Consider the following 13,395-nt stretch of genomic DNA (forward strand, 5'->3'; position numbering starts at 1 on the left):
GCAGGCTCTCCACAAACCCTGTCGTTTGACGTGGCGGCAGCCCGAACAACACCTTGATCGAGAGGCAGAATTGTATGGCCGCCGCAGAAAACCTCTCAGGGTGACCCGCCTGGCCGCCCGGGACCGCGAACCAGGCCATCTCAGGGTCAAACCATACCATCAGCGAGCCACGACGCTTCAAGGCTCGACTGTAGCTCGACCAGTTCGTCGTGCGGAAAAGAGGGATCGGTTTGCTCATGGGGCCAACCTAACCCCCGGACTCACAAACATGAATCCGTAGGTCACAGGGATAGCGCAACAAAGCCGGTTATCGGCTAAGAAAGGCGAGAGCAGCAGCATTGGCCATTTCTGGGGCAACTGCCTCACAAATCGGTGCCTGGACTGGGCATGCGAGCCTCTCAGAGATCGCCCATTACACCAAACAGGCAGACCAGAAAGGGATTCTGGGGGCGAATAAAGAACGCGAGATGGGAAACCGTGTTAAAAAGTTTCCAAAATCTCCGGAATAATATCCTAAAATTAGCATGTTAGGAGAGTATTGGCGCACCCGACAGGATTCGAACCTGTGACCTCTGCCTTCGGAGGGCAGCACTCTATCCAGCTGAGCTACGGGTGCGTCGTGCGCTCTCTTAGCCGTTCCGCCGGGGCGCTGCAAGCTCAGGCGAAGAGCTCGTGGCAAAATTCCAGGGCTTCGACCAGGGCGTCGACCTCGGCCTCGGTGTTGTAGAGGCCGAAGGAGGCGCGGCAGGTCGCCCCTACCCGAAACCGCTCCATCAGCGGCATGGCGCAATGGGTGCCGGCGCGCACCGCGATGCCCTTTTTGTCGAGCACGGTCGAGATATCATGCGCATGGGCCGCACCTTGCAGCGTAAAGCTGAAAATCGCCCCCTTATCAGGCGCGTCGCCCTGAATGTTCAGCCAGTTCAGCCCGGAGAGACGCTGGCGGGCATAGTCGCGCAGCCGGGTTTCATGTGCTGCGATATTCGCCATCCCGAGGCCCGTCAGGTAGTCCAGCGCGACACCGAGGCCGATCTGGTTGACGATGCCGGGTGTGCCGGCCTCGAATTTCATTGGCGGATCGGCCCAGGTGACGCGCTCGCGCGAGACTTCACGGATCATGTCGCCGCCGCCGAGGAAGGGGCGCATCTCCTCCATCCGCTCGCGGCGGATGAAGATCCCGCCGGAACCGCTTGGTCCGTATAGTTTATGCCCGGTGATCGCGTAGAAATCGCAGCCCAGAGCCGCCACATCCACCGGCATATGAACCGAGGCCTGGCTGCCGTCGACCAGCACCGGAACGCCCTGCCCGGCCGCCGCCCGGCAGATCGCGCCGACATCGACCACCGTGCCGGTGACGTTCGACATATGGCTGATCGCCACCAGCTTCGTGCGCGGCCCGATCGCGTCGATCACCGCCTGGGGATCGAGCACACCCTTGTCGTCGCAATCGACCCATTTCAGCACCACACCCTGACGCTCGCGCAGGAAATGCCAGGGCACGATATTGGCGTGATGTTCCAGGATCGAGAGCACGATCTCATCCCCGGCTTGCAGCCGCGGCGCGGCCCAGGCGTAGGAGACCAGGTTGATCCCCTCGGTCGCGCCCGAGGTGAAGACGATCTCCTCCTCGGAAGGCGCGTTCAGAAAGCGAGCGATCTTGCCGCGAATGGCCTCATACTTCTCGGTCGCCAGATTGGAAAGGTAGTGCAAGCCACGGTGAACATTGGCATATTCCATCGAATAGGCCTCGGTGATCGCGTCGATCACCGCCCGCGGCTTCTGCGCCGAGGCGCCGTTGTCGAGATAGACCAGCGGCCGGTCGTTCACCTTGCGCGACAGGATCGGAAAATCGGCGCGGATCCGGGCGATATCATAGGCCATGGGTCAGCGCCTCCGGGTCGATGAACAGGGAAAGCAGGAAGGACAGGATCACCAGCGCCGCGACCAGCGTCAGCACCACGCCGAGGAAGACACCGCCGACCGAGCGGAAGCCGTGAACCTCAGCCGTGAAATTGCTGAGAAATACGAAGAAAACCCCGATCGCCAGATAACTGACCAGCAGCGCGACCGGCGGCAGAAGCAGAACGAGCAGGATCTGCGCGATCTGCAAGGCCATCATCACGGCCTGGAGCCAGGCCATGGCGAGAATGGCGTCGGTGAAACTGCCCTGCCCGCCGCGCCAGCGTCCGACCTGCCAGAGCAGGAAGGCGGCGGCGAACAGCACCGCAAGCTGCACTCCGGCGGTCATGAACGGGCTGCCGAACAGCCGCAGCGCCAGCGCCTGATCGGCGGGCGCCATCATACGGATGCTCAGATGGATCAGCATGGTCGAGGCCACCGCCATCAGCACCAGCGCCACCGCCTCGCCGCCTTTGGGAAGCGGCAGATCAAGAATGCGCCGCATCCCCGCGCGGGGATTGCGGAAAGTCAGAACGAGCGTGTCGGTCAGGAAGGGCATCAGCGCATCGCCTCACGCAGCAGACGGAACCAGAGCCAGAGGAAGGCGAGCGCGATCAGCCCGCCCACCACGTTCACCGCTGCCCCGGGCCCCCTGAACCCGGCCAACAGGCCCTGGAACAGCATCAGGGGCGCCGTGCACAAAAGCGCCCAGAACAGCGAAAGCCGCGCCGCATAGGGGCTGATCCGGCGGCCCATGACGCGCAACGCGAGCGCCGAAAGCATCGCGATACCGTAGAAGATCAGCGGCACCACGAAGAGGAAGACGAAAAGATTGATCCCCATCAGCGCCTGAAGGCCCGGCACCTGATCAAGCGGCTGGCCGGTCTGTTCGGCATGGGTCAGCGCCAGATACGCCTCGCGCGACAGCCGGGGCCATTGCGCGACGAAGAACAGGAAACAGGCCGCCAGCAGCGTCACCAGCGCGCGATCCTCGCGAATACCGTCGCCGAGCTTGCGGCGAAGCACGGCGCCTGGATGGCGCCATGTCTGGGCGATATCTGTGGTGACGGACATTTTCCTGCCTTTACAATCTTCTGCGCCTCAGTCTTCCATCGCGCCGAGCATAAGCTCCAGCCGGTGGAGGATGTCCCCGGCAATCGCCTCGTCCTCGATCTCGGCCAAGGCTTCGGCGAGGAAGGCCAGCACCAGCAGCGATTGCGCCTTCGCCTTCGGCACGCCGCGCGATTGCAGATAGAACAAGGCGGTCTCGTCGATGGCACCCGAGGTCGAGCCATGGCTGCACTTCACATCGTCGGCGTAGATTTCCAGCTCGGGCTTGGCAAGGAAATTGCTGTCCTCGTCCAGCAGCAGACTCTGGCTGATCTGATAGCCGTCGGTCTTCTGCGCGCCCTGTTTCACCAGGATCTTACCCTGAAAGACGCCGGTCGCGCCGTTCCTGAGCACCTTTTTGTAGACCTGGCGGCTCTCGCAGCGCTCTCCGGCATGGGTGACGAAGATGGTGTCGTCCTGGAGGAAGGCCGCGCCCTCGCCCATCACCGCCCCGGCGACATGGGCCACGCCGTCGTCGCCGTTCAGCTCCAGGATGACCTCGTTGCGGGTCAGGCGACCGCTGGCGGTCAGGGTGAAGCTCTTGACCAGCGCCTCTTCCTCAAGCCGGGCGAAGAGATGCGTCACGCAGCGGCGATCATGGTCGCGGCCCTGAGTGCGGATGTGGTGAAAGTGTCCGCCCGCCGCGACATCGACCTCAAGCACGGTATTGTAGCGCGCCGCGACCGCGCCGCTCTCCAGCAGGGTGAATTCGGCCCCGGATTCCACCTTCACGCAATGATGGAGGATCGCATCGGAACCCTCGGATTCGTGCCGATAAATCAGCGCAACGGGCTTCTCTGCCCTGCCCGTCACCCGGATCAAAAGCCCGTCCGTCGCGAAAGCGGTGTTCATCGCCGCAAGCGGGCGTTCCACCGGCACCTGGCCGCGCGTCTCCAACTGGCCGTAAAGGCCCTGCGCCCAGTGGATATCCTTCGCCCCCGCCGTGGCGAGGCGCTCGATCTCGACCCCGGCCAGAGCGAGATCGTCCGAGGCGGCCGCGTCGAACACACCATCGGTAAACACCACCTTCAGCCGCTCGATCGGGGCGAAAGCCGGGGTCTGCGCCGGAACCGGCGCGGCCGCAGGCGTCGCCGCCGCGGTCAGCACTGCGGGATCGGTATAGCGCCAGTATTCGTCGCGCTTCACCGGCAGGCCCATGGCGGTCAGCCGCGCCAGCGCCGCCGCCCGGGGCTCGGCAGTCCAGCCTTTGTGCTCAAGGTTAAGCCCGGCGATCCGCGCCGCCAGCGCATCCTGTTTCGCCTGAAGCACCGCCATCACTGCACCCCGGCCAGGAGATCGGCGTAGCCGTTGGTCTCGACCTCGATCGCCAGTTCCGGCCCGCCGGTCTTCACGATGCGCCCCGCGGCCATGATATGCACCACATCAGGTTTGATATGATCGAGAAGTCTTTGATAATGCGTGATAACAAGGAAAGACCGCCCCGCGTCGCGCAAGGCGTTCACCCCGTCCGAGACCAACTTCATCGCATCGACATCAAGGCCGGAGTCGGTCTCGTCGAGGATGCACATCTTCGGCTCCAGCATCGCCATCTGGAGGATCTCGTTGCGCTTCTTCTCGCCGCCCGAGAAGCCGACATTGACCGGACGCTTCAGCATTTCGGCGTCGATCTTCAGCGTTTTCGCCTTTTCGCGGATGATCTTCAGGAACTCGCCGGCGGAAAGTTCTTCCTCGCCGCGGGCCTTGCGCTGCGCGTTCACCGCGGTGCGCAGGAAGGTCATATTGCCGACGCCGGGGATCTCGACCGGATATTGGAACGCGAGGAACAGGCCGGCGGCGGCGCGCTCTTCGGGCTCCATCTCCAGCAGTTCCTCGCCGTCGAGCGTGGCGGAGCCGTCCGTCACCTCATAGCCGTCGCGGCCTGCGAGCACGTAAGACAAAGTGGATTTGCCCGAGCCGTTCGGCCCCATGATCGCATGGACTTCGCCTGCGTTCACCTTGAGGTCGACGCCTCTGAGGATCACCTTGTCCTCTTCCTCAAGTTTCACGTGCAGGTTCTTGATCTCAAGCATTTCTTCTCTCCTCAGACCGGCTGGAGCAGCGCCCGCGCATAGGCGCGCAGCCGGTCCGGTGTCAGTTGAACGGGTTCAAGGTCGAACCGGGCCATACGCCCGATCATCTCGGTCGGCCGCGCGATTTCCCCGGCCTTGTGATAGGCCGGGCGCGGCAGGTAATCGTCGAAGAACAGCACCACCGGGCGGGTGATGCGATAAGCGACGGTCAGAAAACAGGCCAGCCGGAACCGGCCGTCAACCAGCACCACATCGGGATGCGAAAAGCCCGGCAAGTCCCAGACCTGCAAGGCATAATCCGGCCAGCGTCGAAAGCCGGCCTCATCCGCCGGATGACCCCATTCCTTCGTCGGGCCGATGTCGGCGTGGTGGATATGCACCGGAGCGGGATGCGCCGCGAACCAGTCGCGCATCATCCCGGCCCAGGCGGCATCGGATTCCACCGACCAGACCGTGGCGCCGGCTTCTGCCGCCAGCAGCGTCGAGCCGCCCGAGCCGTATTCCAGCACCACCCGCGCAGTTGCGCAGGCCTGGCCCCAGGCACGGGCCTCCGCCTCGGGCATGGTCAATGCCGGGCGCCGGAGGGCCGCCGTCTCAGCCAAGGCGCACCGCCGTGCCCGTTTCCTGCTCACAGACAGCCGAACGGGTGCCCGGGATGTCGCGGATGCCCGCGAACAGATCGCGGAAGATATCGGTGCCAAGGATCGCCTCGCCGGTGACGATCCAAGGATAGCCGGTGATGGCCCGGCCCTCGACCGAGGGCGTGGTGGTCACGATCATATCCGCTCTCCCACAAATTCCTTCGAAGGAATTTGCAAAAATCTTTGAAGATTTTTGCCGTTACCCCACGCTTCCCTCAAGGCTGATCGCCACCAGGCTCTGCGCCTCCATGGCGAATTCCATCGGCAGCGCCTGGAGCACCTCTTTGCAGAAGCCGTTCACCACCAGCGCGACCGCCTCTTCCTCGTCCATCCCGCGCGAGCGGCAGTAGAACAGCTGATCGTCGTCGACCTTCGAGGTGGTGGCCTCATGCTCGCAGCGCGAGGTGTTGTTCTTCACCTCGATATAGGGAACGGTATGGGCGCCGCATTTGTCGCCGATCAGCAGGCTGTCGCATTGGGTGTAATTGCGCGAGCCCGAGGCCTTTGGATGGACCGAGACCAGCCCGCGGTAGGTGTTCTGCGCCCTGCCAGCCGAAATCCCCTTCGAGACGATGCGGGATTTGGTATTCTTGCCCAGATGGATCATCTTGGTGCCGGTATCGGCCTGCTGCGCGTTGTTGGCGATGGCGATCGAATAGAACTCGCCCTGGGCCTCGTTGCCGCGCAGGATGCAGGACGGGTATTTCCAGGTGATCGCCGAGCCGGTCTCGACCTGGGTCCACATCACCTTGGCGCGGTCGCCGCGGCAGTCGGCGCGTTTGGTGACGAAATTGTAGATCCCGCCCTTGCCGTCCTCATCGCCGGGGAACCAGTTCTGCACGGTGGAATATTTCACCTCGGCATCTTCGAGGATGACGATCTCGACCACCGCGGCATGCAGCTGATGGGTGTCGCGCTTCGGCGCGGTGCAACCTTCCAGATAGCTGACGTAAGAGCCCTTGTCGCAGATGATCAGCGTGCGCTCGAACTGGCCGGTGTTCTCGGCGTTGATGCGGAAATAGGTCGACAGTTCCATCGGGCAGCGGGTGCCCGGCGGGATGTAGACGAAAGAGCCGTCCGAGAAGACCGCAGAATTCAGCGTCGCGAAGAAATTATCCGACTGCGGCACGACCGAGCCGAGATATTTCTGCACCAGTTCCGGGTAGTCGCGGATCGCCTCCGAGATCGGGCAGAAGATCACCCCTGCCTTCGCCAGCTCCGCCTTGAAGGTGGTGCCGACCGAGACCGAATCGAACACCGCATCCACCGCGACCCGGCGCTCGCCCTCGGGCATCTCGACCCCGGCGAGCAGCGCCTGTTCCTTCAGCGGAATGCCCAGTTTTTCATAGGTCGCCAGCAGTTTCGGATCCACCTCGTCCAGAGACTTCGGTTTCACCGCCATGCTTTTCGGGCGCGCGTAGTAATACTGATCCTGATAGTCGATTTCGGGATAGGTCAGCATCGCCCAGCGGGGTTCTTCCATCTTCAGCCAGCGCCGGTAGGCCGCCAGACGCCAGTCCAGCATCCATTCCGGCTCGCCGTTCTTCTCGCTGATCAGGCGGACGATATCCTCGTTCAGCCCCTTGGGGGCGTATTCGGTCGGGATCTCGGTCTCCCAGCCGTATTTGTATTTGCCGGCCATGGCCTGGACGGTCTCGATCGTCTCGCGGTCCACGCCCTCACGGATGTCGTCTTCGGCCACATGGGTATTCATCATCTCAGCTCCATCCTCATGCGGCCCGCGCGCGAGCCTTCGCATATCCTTTGGTCCACGCCTCCGCGAACCGCAGGACATCTTCTTCGCTCACGCCCGGACCGATCGAGATCCTGACCATCTGCCCGGCCTCGTCGGCGCCGAAACCCATGGCGCCCAGCACTTTCGAGGTCCGGACCTTGCCGCTGGAACAGGCCGATCCCGCGGAAACCGCGAAGCCCGCCAGATCCATCGCCATGACCTGGGTTTCCCCGCGCCAGCCCGGAGCGATCACGCAAAGCGTATTGGGCAGCCGTTCGGCACCCTTCCCTACCGAGATAATCCCGTTCGATCCGGCAAACAATGCTGATTCTAGAATATTTCTAATCCGTGCGACATCTTCCCACAGCCCGTCGGCCAGATCCCGCGCCGCGGCCTCAGATGCCGCCGCCATTCCCGCAATGGCGATCAGGTTTTCGGTCCCTGCCCGGCGCCCCATCTCCTGGCCGCCGCCGCGCAGCTGCGCCGGCAGATCCAGTCCCTGGCGCAGGAAAACCGCCCCCACTCCGCGCGGCCCGCCGAATTTATGCGCGCTGGCGATGCCGAACTGCACGCCCAGCCAGTTGAACGCCAGAGGCAGCTTGCCGAGGCCTTGCGTCAGATCGCTGACCGCCAGCCCCTCGGGCAGGTGCTGCACCACGCCGGTCTCGGAATTGGCGATCTGAAGCGCGCTCCGCCCCGGATCCGCCACCGTCACCCGGCCTGCTGCATCCACCGGCAAAACCGGATCGCACCAGGCCAGCACGGCCTCGTGCTCGACCGGCGCGCAGACGAGGCCCCGCCCCGCGCAGACCAGCGCCGCCGCCTCGGTCGCGCCCGAGGTGAAGACGATATCCGCCCCCTCGGCCCCGAAAGCCGCCGCGATCTGCGCCCGCGATTTCTCCAGCAGCGCCTTCGCCGCCCGCCCCTCGGCATGGACCGAGGACGGATTGCCCACCACATCCATCGCCGCAATCATCGCGGCGCGGGCCTTGGGCCGCAAAGGCGCGGTGGCATTCCAGTCGAGATAAAGCCGATCAGCCATTTTCTGTCCGCAAATATCCTCGGGGGGAGCCCGCAGCATGGCTGCGGGCGCGGGGGGCAGACAGCCCCCCGGCGCGGCCTGCCACCGGCAAAACCCCGGTCATTCCTCGTCCACCACGCGAAACAGGTTCGGCACCGCCGGACAGGGCGTCAGATCGTTGCGGATCACGTCGGAAAGCCGGGCCTGATGCAGGAACACATAGACATTCGCCGAAAGGCTCTGCCACAGCCGGTTGGTCAGCGACTGCGCCCTTGTGCCAGACGAGCCGCCCGTGGCCCCTGCCCCGGTATGCATCGCATCGACGGTCTCCTCCACCGCCTGCAACACTTCGCTGACCCGGATCGCATCGGGGCTGCGCGCCAGCCGATAGCCGCCGCCGGGGCCGCGCACCGCCTCGACCAGCCCCGCCCGGCGCAGCTTGACGAAAAGCTGCTCCAGATAGGGCAGCGAGATGTCCTGCCGTTTCGAGATCTCGGCCAGCGAGACCAGATCGTCGTCGTCCTTCGATCTCGCCTCGGTCAGCGCCAGATCGGCCAGCGCCACCATCGCGTAGCGGCCCTTGGTAGAAAGTTTCATTCGATCCCCTCCCGCGCCCGCCGGGGGCGCCGCCGCGCGAGAGCGGCCTTTTCAAGCAATTCCATTGACGCCGCAGCCTGCGGACATTACCTCAGATCCGGTCGCAGGGGCCTTGCCAGTGCCCTTTAGAACCATTCTAAAATATCCGGGCGTTTCCGTCAAGTTTCTGCCCCGGTCAAATCAGGCGAGACCTATGCCCGAAGTCATCTTTGCCGGCCCCGACGGGCGCCTCGAAGGCCGTTACCATCCGCAGAAAGAGCGCGACGCCCCGATCGCCATCATCCTGCACCCGCATCCCGCTTATGGCGGAACGATGAACAACAAGGTGGTCTACAACCTGCATTATGCCTTTCACAACCTCGGCTTCAATGTGCTGCGGTTCAATTTCCGCGGCGTCGGAAGGTCGCAGGGCGAATATGATCAGGGCATCGGCGAGCTGTCGGACGCCGCTTCGGCGCTGGATTATCTGCAAAGCATGAACCAGAACGCCAAGCATTGCTGGGTGGCGGGCTTCTCCTTCGGGGCCTGGATCGGCATGCAGCTTCTGATGCGCCGCCCCGAGATCACCGGCTTCGTCTCGGTGGCGCCGCCGGCGAACATGTATGATTTCACCTTCCTCGCGCCCTGCCCGTCTTCCGGGCTGATCATCAACGGCTCCAGCGACAAGGTGGCGCCGCCGAAGGACACCCGCACGCTGGTCTCGAAACTGCACGAGCAGAAGGGGATCACCATCACCCATACCGAGATCGAGGGCGCCGATCACTTCTTCAAGGACGAAGAGGCGCATATGAAGCCGATGATCGACACGGTGAGCGATTACGTCCGCCGCCGGATGACCGAAAGCAGCCGCTGATGTCGTTCATCCAGGACCTGGCCGACACGCTGGCGCGCGACGTGCTGGAGGCCCAGGCCGAACTCGGCGACGACCGGTTCTACGAACAGGTCGGCCGGGTTCTGCTGGCGGCGTCGCCCACCCTGCAAGAGGCGTTCATGACCTCGATCCGCATCCGGCTGGCCGAGGCGCGCGGGCGCGACTTCCTGAACCGCGCGCTGAAAGCCGGACGCGAGGGCGCCGCGGCCCCCGACGCGCCGCCCGATGTGAGCCTCGGGCATTGACCATCCCGGACGGCGAACGTCTGGCGCGGCAGTTCGCCTTCCTGACCGAGGCCGACCGGCTGAAATCGGTGCTGCGGGCGAACCTGCTCTGCGACGCCTCGCGGCAGGAGAATTCCGGCGAGCATTCCTGGCACCTGGCGCTCTACGCCATGGTGCTGGCCGATCAGGCGCCCGAAGGGGTGCGGATCGACCGGGTGATCCGCATGCTGATCCTGCACGATCTGGTCGAGATCGACGTGGGCGACGTGCCGATCCATTCCGCCAACGGCACCGCCCATGGCAGCCCCGACATCTGCGCCGCCGAGGCAAAGGCCGCCGAGCGTATCTTCGGCCTGTTGCCCGGGGATCAGGCCAGCGCCTTCCGCGCGCTCTGGGATGAGTTCGAGGCGGCAGAGACCCCGGATGCGGTCTTTGCCAAAAGCCTCGACCGGCTTCAGCCGGTGATGCAGAACCTGGCCGGCGGCGGCGGCACCTGGACCACCTACGGCGTCACCTGGGCACAGCTTGAGGCGCGGGTGGGCGCGAAGATCGCCCGCGGCGCGCCGCGGCTGTGGGACTGGGTGAAGGAAAAGGCCCGACCCTGGTTCGGCTGAGCCCCTGGCGCTCATCAGCCCTTACGGGCTTCTTCGCTGCGTCCACGGCGCCGTCTGCCAGCGAAGAAGCCCGTAAGGGCTGATGAGCGGCCCGCAAATCCGCGGTAAATTCGGTATACCTTCGCATACCATCTTTCCCGGCCCCGTGGTTTCCGCTATAGGGCCCCCAGGCGAATCCCAAACTCCGAGAGGGCAAGAGATGACCAAAATCAAGGTGGCGAACCCCGTCGTCGAGATGGACGGCGACGAGATGACGCGCATCATCTGGGACTTCATCAAGAAGAAACTGATCCTGCCCTATCTGGACATCGACCTGCTCTACTACGATCTGGGCATCGAAGAGCGCGACCGCACAAACGATCAGATCACCATCGACGCCGCCAACAAGACCAAAGAGGTCGGCGTGGCGGTGAAATGCGCGACCATCACCCCCGACGAGGCCCGGGTCGAGGAATTCGGCCTGAAGGAAATGTGGAAATCGCCCAACGGCACCATCCGCAACATCCTCGGCGGCGTGATCTTCCGCGAGCCGATCATCTGCCAGAACGTGCCGCGTCTGGTGCCGCATTGGACGAAGCCGATCGTCGTCGGCCGCCACGCCTTCGGCGATCAGTATCGCGCCACCGATTTCCGCTTCCCCGGCAAGGGGAAACTCACGATGAAATTCGTCGGCGAAGACGGCACCGTCATCGAGAAGGACGTGTTCTCGGCCCCCGCCGCCGGCGTGGCCATGGGGATGTACAACCTCGACCAGTCGATCATCGACTTCGCCCGCGCTTCGCTGAACTACGGTCTCGTGCGCAATGTGCCGGTCTATCTTTCGACCAAGAACACCATCCTCAAGGCCTATGACGGCCGCTTCAAGGATCTGTTCCAGCAGATCTTCGACGAGGAATTCGCCGATAAATTCAAGGCCGCCGGCCTGACCTACGAACACCGGCTGATCGACGACATGGTGGCCTCGGCGCTGAAATGGTCGGGCGGCTATGTCTGGGCCTGCAAGAACTACGACGGCGACGTGCAGTCCGACATCGTGGCCCAGGGCTTCGGCTCGCTCGGCCTGATGACGAGCGTTCTGATGACGCCCGACGGCAGGATCGTCGAGGCCGAGGCCGCCCACGGCACCGTCACCCGCCACTACCGCGAGCATCAGAAGGGCAAGGAGACCTCGACCAACTCCATCGCCTCGATCTACGCCTGGACCGGCGGGCTGAAGCATCGCGCCAAGCTGGACGGCAACGAGCAGCTCCTGAAGTTCGCCGAAACGCTGGAGAAAGTGACCGTGCAGACCGTCGAGGACGGCTTCATGACCAAGGATCTCGCGCTGCTGGTCGGGCCGGATCAGAAATGGCTCACCACCATGGGCTATCTGGAAAAGGTCGACGAATATCTGAACAAGGCGCTGGCCTGATCGGCAAGGCGCTGGCCTGACCGGATCGAAAGCAAAGGCCGGGGCGTTCCCCGGCCTTTGTCTTTGCGCCGGGGAGGCTGTCCGCCCCGTTCCGCAAAGGAATGGCGCAGGTGCCGCCCCGCTCCGTCACGCAAGACACTGCCGACCCGGATGGCATACGAAACGGCGGCGGCAGGCCCGGCGGGCAACCGCCGCGCCCCGCTCACCCGCCCTTGCCGGACGCACAGCCGCCAGGGCCAGGCAAACACCTGCACCACACCGGAACAGAACAACTGTTCGTGGCGTTCTGTCAAGGGCTGCGGGATGCCTGCCCGGATGGAACGACGCAACGAACGGCTGACCGCTGCCTTCGCCGCAGCCCTCTCGGAGCGGCGGGAAGCCCTCGGCCTCACTCAGGAAGAGCTTGCCGCACGGGCCGATGTCTCGGCGCGCTTCATCTCTTTTCTGGAAACCGGCCGCCGCCAGCCCTCGCTTTCCGCGCTGCTGGCGCTGAGTGACGGGCTCGGGATCACCCTGACCGATCTGGCGACCGCGACCGAACGGCACTACCGCAGCACTGCGGAGCAAAGCTGATCCCCCTTGCGGATCGCCGCCAAACCGGCGCAGAAACCGCGTCATGACCGATCCCAACCGCCATTCCCGGTTTGAAGACGCCCAGGGCCTGATCTTCGGCACGCTGATGTGCGCGCTCGGGCTGCAATTCCTGCAACATGCGGGCTTTCTGACCGGGCAGACCGCGGGGCTGGCGCTCCTGATCTCCTATATCGGCGGCTACGGTTTCGGCCCGGTGTTCTTCGTGATCAACCTGCCGTTCTACTGGCTCGGCTATCGCCGCTTCGGGCTGGCCTTCACCGTGAAAAGCCTGATCGCGGTGGCGCTGCTGTCCGCCATGGCGCAGATCATGCCGCAGTATCTGAGCTTCGACAATTTGCACCCGCTGCTCGCGGGCATCCTGTTCGGCTTCGTCACCGGCGCCGGGCTGCTGGCGCTGTTCCGCCACGGCTCCAGCCTCGGCGGCATCGGCATCCTCGCGCTGATGGTGCAGGACCGCAGCGGCTTTCGCGCCGGCTGGCTTCAGATGGGTTTCGACATCGCGCTGTTCGTGCTGGCGCTGATCTGGATCCCCCTCGACCGGGTGCTCTGGTCGCTTCCCGGGATGGTGATCCTGAACCTCGTTCTGGCGATCAACCACCGCCGCGACCGCTATATCGCACTTTGACCGCGCCAGACTCGCCAAATCCA

16 protein-coding genes, 1 tRNA gene and 1 pseudogene are annotated in these 13,395 nt (G+C 64.2%); 6 read left to right on the top strand and 12 right to left on the bottom strand.

What is annotated here, in order from left to right:
- From XINFAN_RS16210 to iscR, 12 genes and pseudogenes are all read right to left on the bottom strand, one after another.
- On the bottom strand, positions 1 to 238 hold a 238-nt coding region (locus XINFAN_RS16210; RefSeq protein WP_199286445.1), incomplete at its 3' end, for a transposase.
- Positions 239 to 539: 301 nt separating this feature from the next.
- Positions 540 to 616: transfer RNA gene (locus XINFAN_RS16215), tRNA-Arg, on the bottom strand.
- A 41-nt stretch (positions 617 to 657) separates the two neighbouring features.
- Positions 658 to 1,881 carry a cysteine desulfurase gene (locus XINFAN_RS16220; protein ID WP_124087913.1) on the bottom strand — a complete coding sequence of 408 codons (1,224 nt, stop codon included), beginning with the start codon at positions 1,879 to 1,881 and terminating at the stop codon, positions 658 to 660.
- Positions 1,871 to 2,458, bottom strand: a complete 588-nt coding sequence (locus tag XINFAN_RS16225; protein ID WP_124087914.1) for a YIP1 family protein — start codon at positions 2,456 to 2,458, stop codon at positions 1,871 to 1,873. Before XINFAN_RS16225 ends, XINFAN_RS16220 begins: the two co-directional genes overlap by 11 nt.
- The gene (locus XINFAN_RS16230; protein ID WP_124087915.1) at positions 2,458 to 2,973 is read right to left on the bottom strand and encodes a YIP1 family protein; all 516 of its coding nucleotides are present in this window, start codon (positions 2,971 to 2,973) and stop codon (positions 2,458 to 2,460) included. Before XINFAN_RS16230 ends, XINFAN_RS16225 begins: the two co-directional genes overlap by 1 nt.
- A 27-nt stretch (positions 2,974 to 3,000) precedes the next feature.
- Positions 3,001 to 4,284 (bottom strand): SufB/SufD family protein, encoded by a 1,284-nt coding sequence (locus XINFAN_RS16235; protein WP_124087916.1) that lies wholly within the window; start codon positions 4,282 to 4,284, stop codon positions 3,001 to 3,003.
- On the bottom strand, positions 4,284 to 5,039 hold the full coding sequence (sufC, locus tag XINFAN_RS16240) for a Fe-S cluster assembly ATPase SufC (RefSeq protein ID WP_124087917.1): 756 nt from the start codon (positions 5,037 to 5,039) through the stop codon (positions 4,284 to 4,286). Before sufC ends, XINFAN_RS16235 begins: the two co-directional genes overlap by 1 nt.
- An 11-nt stretch (positions 5,040 to 5,050) precedes the next feature.
- Complete coding sequence (locus tag XINFAN_RS16245) at positions 5,051 to 5,602, bottom strand: hypothetical protein (RefSeq protein WP_199286446.1); 552 nt, start codon at positions 5,600 to 5,602, stop codon at positions 5,051 to 5,053.
- A gap of 46 nt (positions 5,603 to 5,648) precedes the next feature.
- A pseudogene (locus XINFAN_RS22535) lies at positions 5,649 to 5,819 on the bottom strand (heavy metal-binding domain-containing protein); the annotation flags it as partial.
- A 60-nt stretch (positions 5,820 to 5,879) separates the two neighbouring features.
- On the bottom strand, positions 5,880 to 7,397 hold the full coding sequence (sufB, locus tag XINFAN_RS16255) for a Fe-S cluster assembly protein SufB (RefSeq protein WP_124087920.1): 1,518 nt from the start codon (positions 7,395 to 7,397) through the stop codon (positions 5,880 to 5,882).
- A gap of 13 nt (positions 7,398 to 7,410) precedes the next feature.
- A complete protein-coding gene (locus XINFAN_RS16260) occupies positions 7,411 to 8,457 on the bottom strand; it encodes a cysteine desulfurase family protein (protein WP_124087921.1) in 1,047 nt (348 codons plus the stop codon).
- Positions 8,458 to 8,556: 99 nt separating this feature from the next.
- Positions 8,557 to 9,033 carry a Fe-S cluster assembly transcriptional regulator IscR gene (gene iscR / locus XINFAN_RS16265; RefSeq protein ID WP_124087922.1) on the bottom strand — a complete coding sequence of 159 codons (477 nt, stop codon included), beginning with the start codon at positions 9,031 to 9,033 and terminating at the stop codon, positions 8,557 to 8,559.
- A 193-nt stretch (positions 9,034 to 9,226) separates the two neighbouring features.
- Between iscR and XINFAN_RS16270 the strand changes: the two genes are divergently transcribed.
- From XINFAN_RS16270 to XINFAN_RS16295, 6 genes are all read left to right on the top strand, one after another.
- Positions 9,227 to 9,886 (top strand): alpha/beta hydrolase, encoded by a 660-nt coding sequence (locus XINFAN_RS16270; protein ID WP_124087923.1) that lies wholly within the window; start codon positions 9,227 to 9,229, stop codon positions 9,884 to 9,886.
- Entirely contained in the window at positions 9,886 to 10,149 is a 264-nt protein-coding gene (locus XINFAN_RS16275) for a hypothetical protein (protein ID WP_124087924.1), read from the top strand. The genes XINFAN_RS16270 and XINFAN_RS16275 overlap by 1 nt, the downstream gene beginning before the upstream one ends.
- Positions 10,146 to 10,742, top strand: a complete 597-nt coding sequence (locus XINFAN_RS16280; RefSeq protein WP_233352256.1) for an HD domain-containing protein — start codon at positions 10,146 to 10,148, stop codon at positions 10,740 to 10,742. Before XINFAN_RS16275 ends, XINFAN_RS16280 begins: the two co-directional genes overlap by 4 nt.
- Positions 10,743 to 10,941: 199 nt before the next feature.
- Complete coding sequence (locus XINFAN_RS16285; protein ID WP_124087925.1) at positions 10,942 to 12,153, top strand: NADP-dependent isocitrate dehydrogenase; 1,212 nt, start codon at positions 10,942 to 10,944, stop codon at positions 12,151 to 12,153.
- Between the two features lie 315 nt (positions 12,154 to 12,468).
- Positions 12,469 to 12,726, top strand: coding sequence for a helix-turn-helix domain-containing protein (locus tag XINFAN_RS16290; protein ID WP_233352258.1), 258 nt, complete (start codon positions 12,469 to 12,471; stop codon positions 12,724 to 12,726).
- Positions 12,727 to 12,769: 43 nt separating this feature from the next.
- On the top strand, positions 12,770 to 13,372 hold the full coding sequence (locus XINFAN_RS16295) for a YitT family protein (protein ID WP_124087927.1): 603 nt from the start codon (positions 12,770 to 12,772) through the stop codon (positions 13,370 to 13,372).
- The last annotated feature ends 23 nt before the right edge of the window (positions 13,373 to 13,395 follow it).

It is taken from the genome of Pseudogemmobacter humi (assembly GCF_900609055.1).
GTDB classification, from domain to species: Bacteria; Pseudomonadota; Alphaproteobacteria; order Rhodobacterales; family Rhodobacteraceae; genus Pseudogemmobacter; species Pseudogemmobacter humi.

Bases quoted from the DNA above. Each gene is read 5' to 3' on its own strand.
- sufC (WP_124087917.1), bottom strand. From the start codon at position 5,039: ATGCTTGAGATCAAGAACCTGCACGTGAAACTTGAGGAAGAGGACAAG.
- sufB (WP_124087920.1), bottom strand. From the start codon at position 7,397: ATGATGAATACCCATGTGGCCGAAGACGACATCCGTGAGGGCGTGGAC.
- XINFAN_RS16295 (WP_124087927.1), top strand. From the start codon at position 12,770: ATGACCGATCCCAACCGCCATTCCCGGTTTGAAGACGCCCAGGGCCTG.
- XINFAN_RS16290 (WP_233352258.1), top strand. From the start codon at position 12,469: ATGGAACGACGCAACGAACGGCTGACCGCTGCCTTCGCCGCAGCCCTC.
- XINFAN_RS16235 (WP_124087916.1), bottom strand. From the start codon at position 4,284: ATGGCGGTGCTTCAGGCGAAACAGGATGCGCTGGCGGCGCGGATCGCC.
- XINFAN_RS16285 (WP_124087925.1), top strand. From the start codon at position 10,942: ATGACCAAAATCAAGGTGGCGAACCCCGTCGTCGAGATGGACGGCGAC.
- XINFAN_RS16225 (WP_124087914.1), bottom strand. From the start codon at position 2,458: ATGCCCTTCCTGACCGACACGCTCGTTCTGACTTTCCGCAATCCCCGC.
- XINFAN_RS16260 (WP_124087921.1), bottom strand. From the start codon at position 8,457: ATGGCTGATCGGCTTTATCTCGACTGGAATGCCACCGCGCCTTTGCGG.
- XINFAN_RS16245 (WP_199286446.1), bottom strand. From the start codon at position 5,602: ATGCCCGAGGCGGAGGCCCGTGCCTGGGGCCAGGCCTGCGCAACTGCG.
- XINFAN_RS16270 (WP_124087923.1), top strand. From the start codon at position 9,227: ATGCCCGAAGTCATCTTTGCCGGCCCCGACGGGCGCCTCGAAGGCCGT.
- XINFAN_RS16230 (WP_124087915.1), bottom strand. From the start codon at position 2,973: ATGTCCGTCACCACAGATATCGCCCAGACATGGCGCCATCCAGGCGCC.
- iscR (WP_124087922.1), bottom strand. From the start codon at position 9,033: ATGAAACTTTCTACCAAGGGCCGCTACGCGATGGTGGCGCTGGCCGAT.
- XINFAN_RS16220 (WP_124087913.1), bottom strand. From the start codon at position 1,881: ATGGCCTATGATATCGCCCGGATCCGCGCCGATTTTCCGATCCTGTCG.
- XINFAN_RS16275 (WP_124087924.1), top strand. From the start codon at position 9,886: ATGTCGTTCATCCAGGACCTGGCCGACACGCTGGCGCGCGACGTGCTG.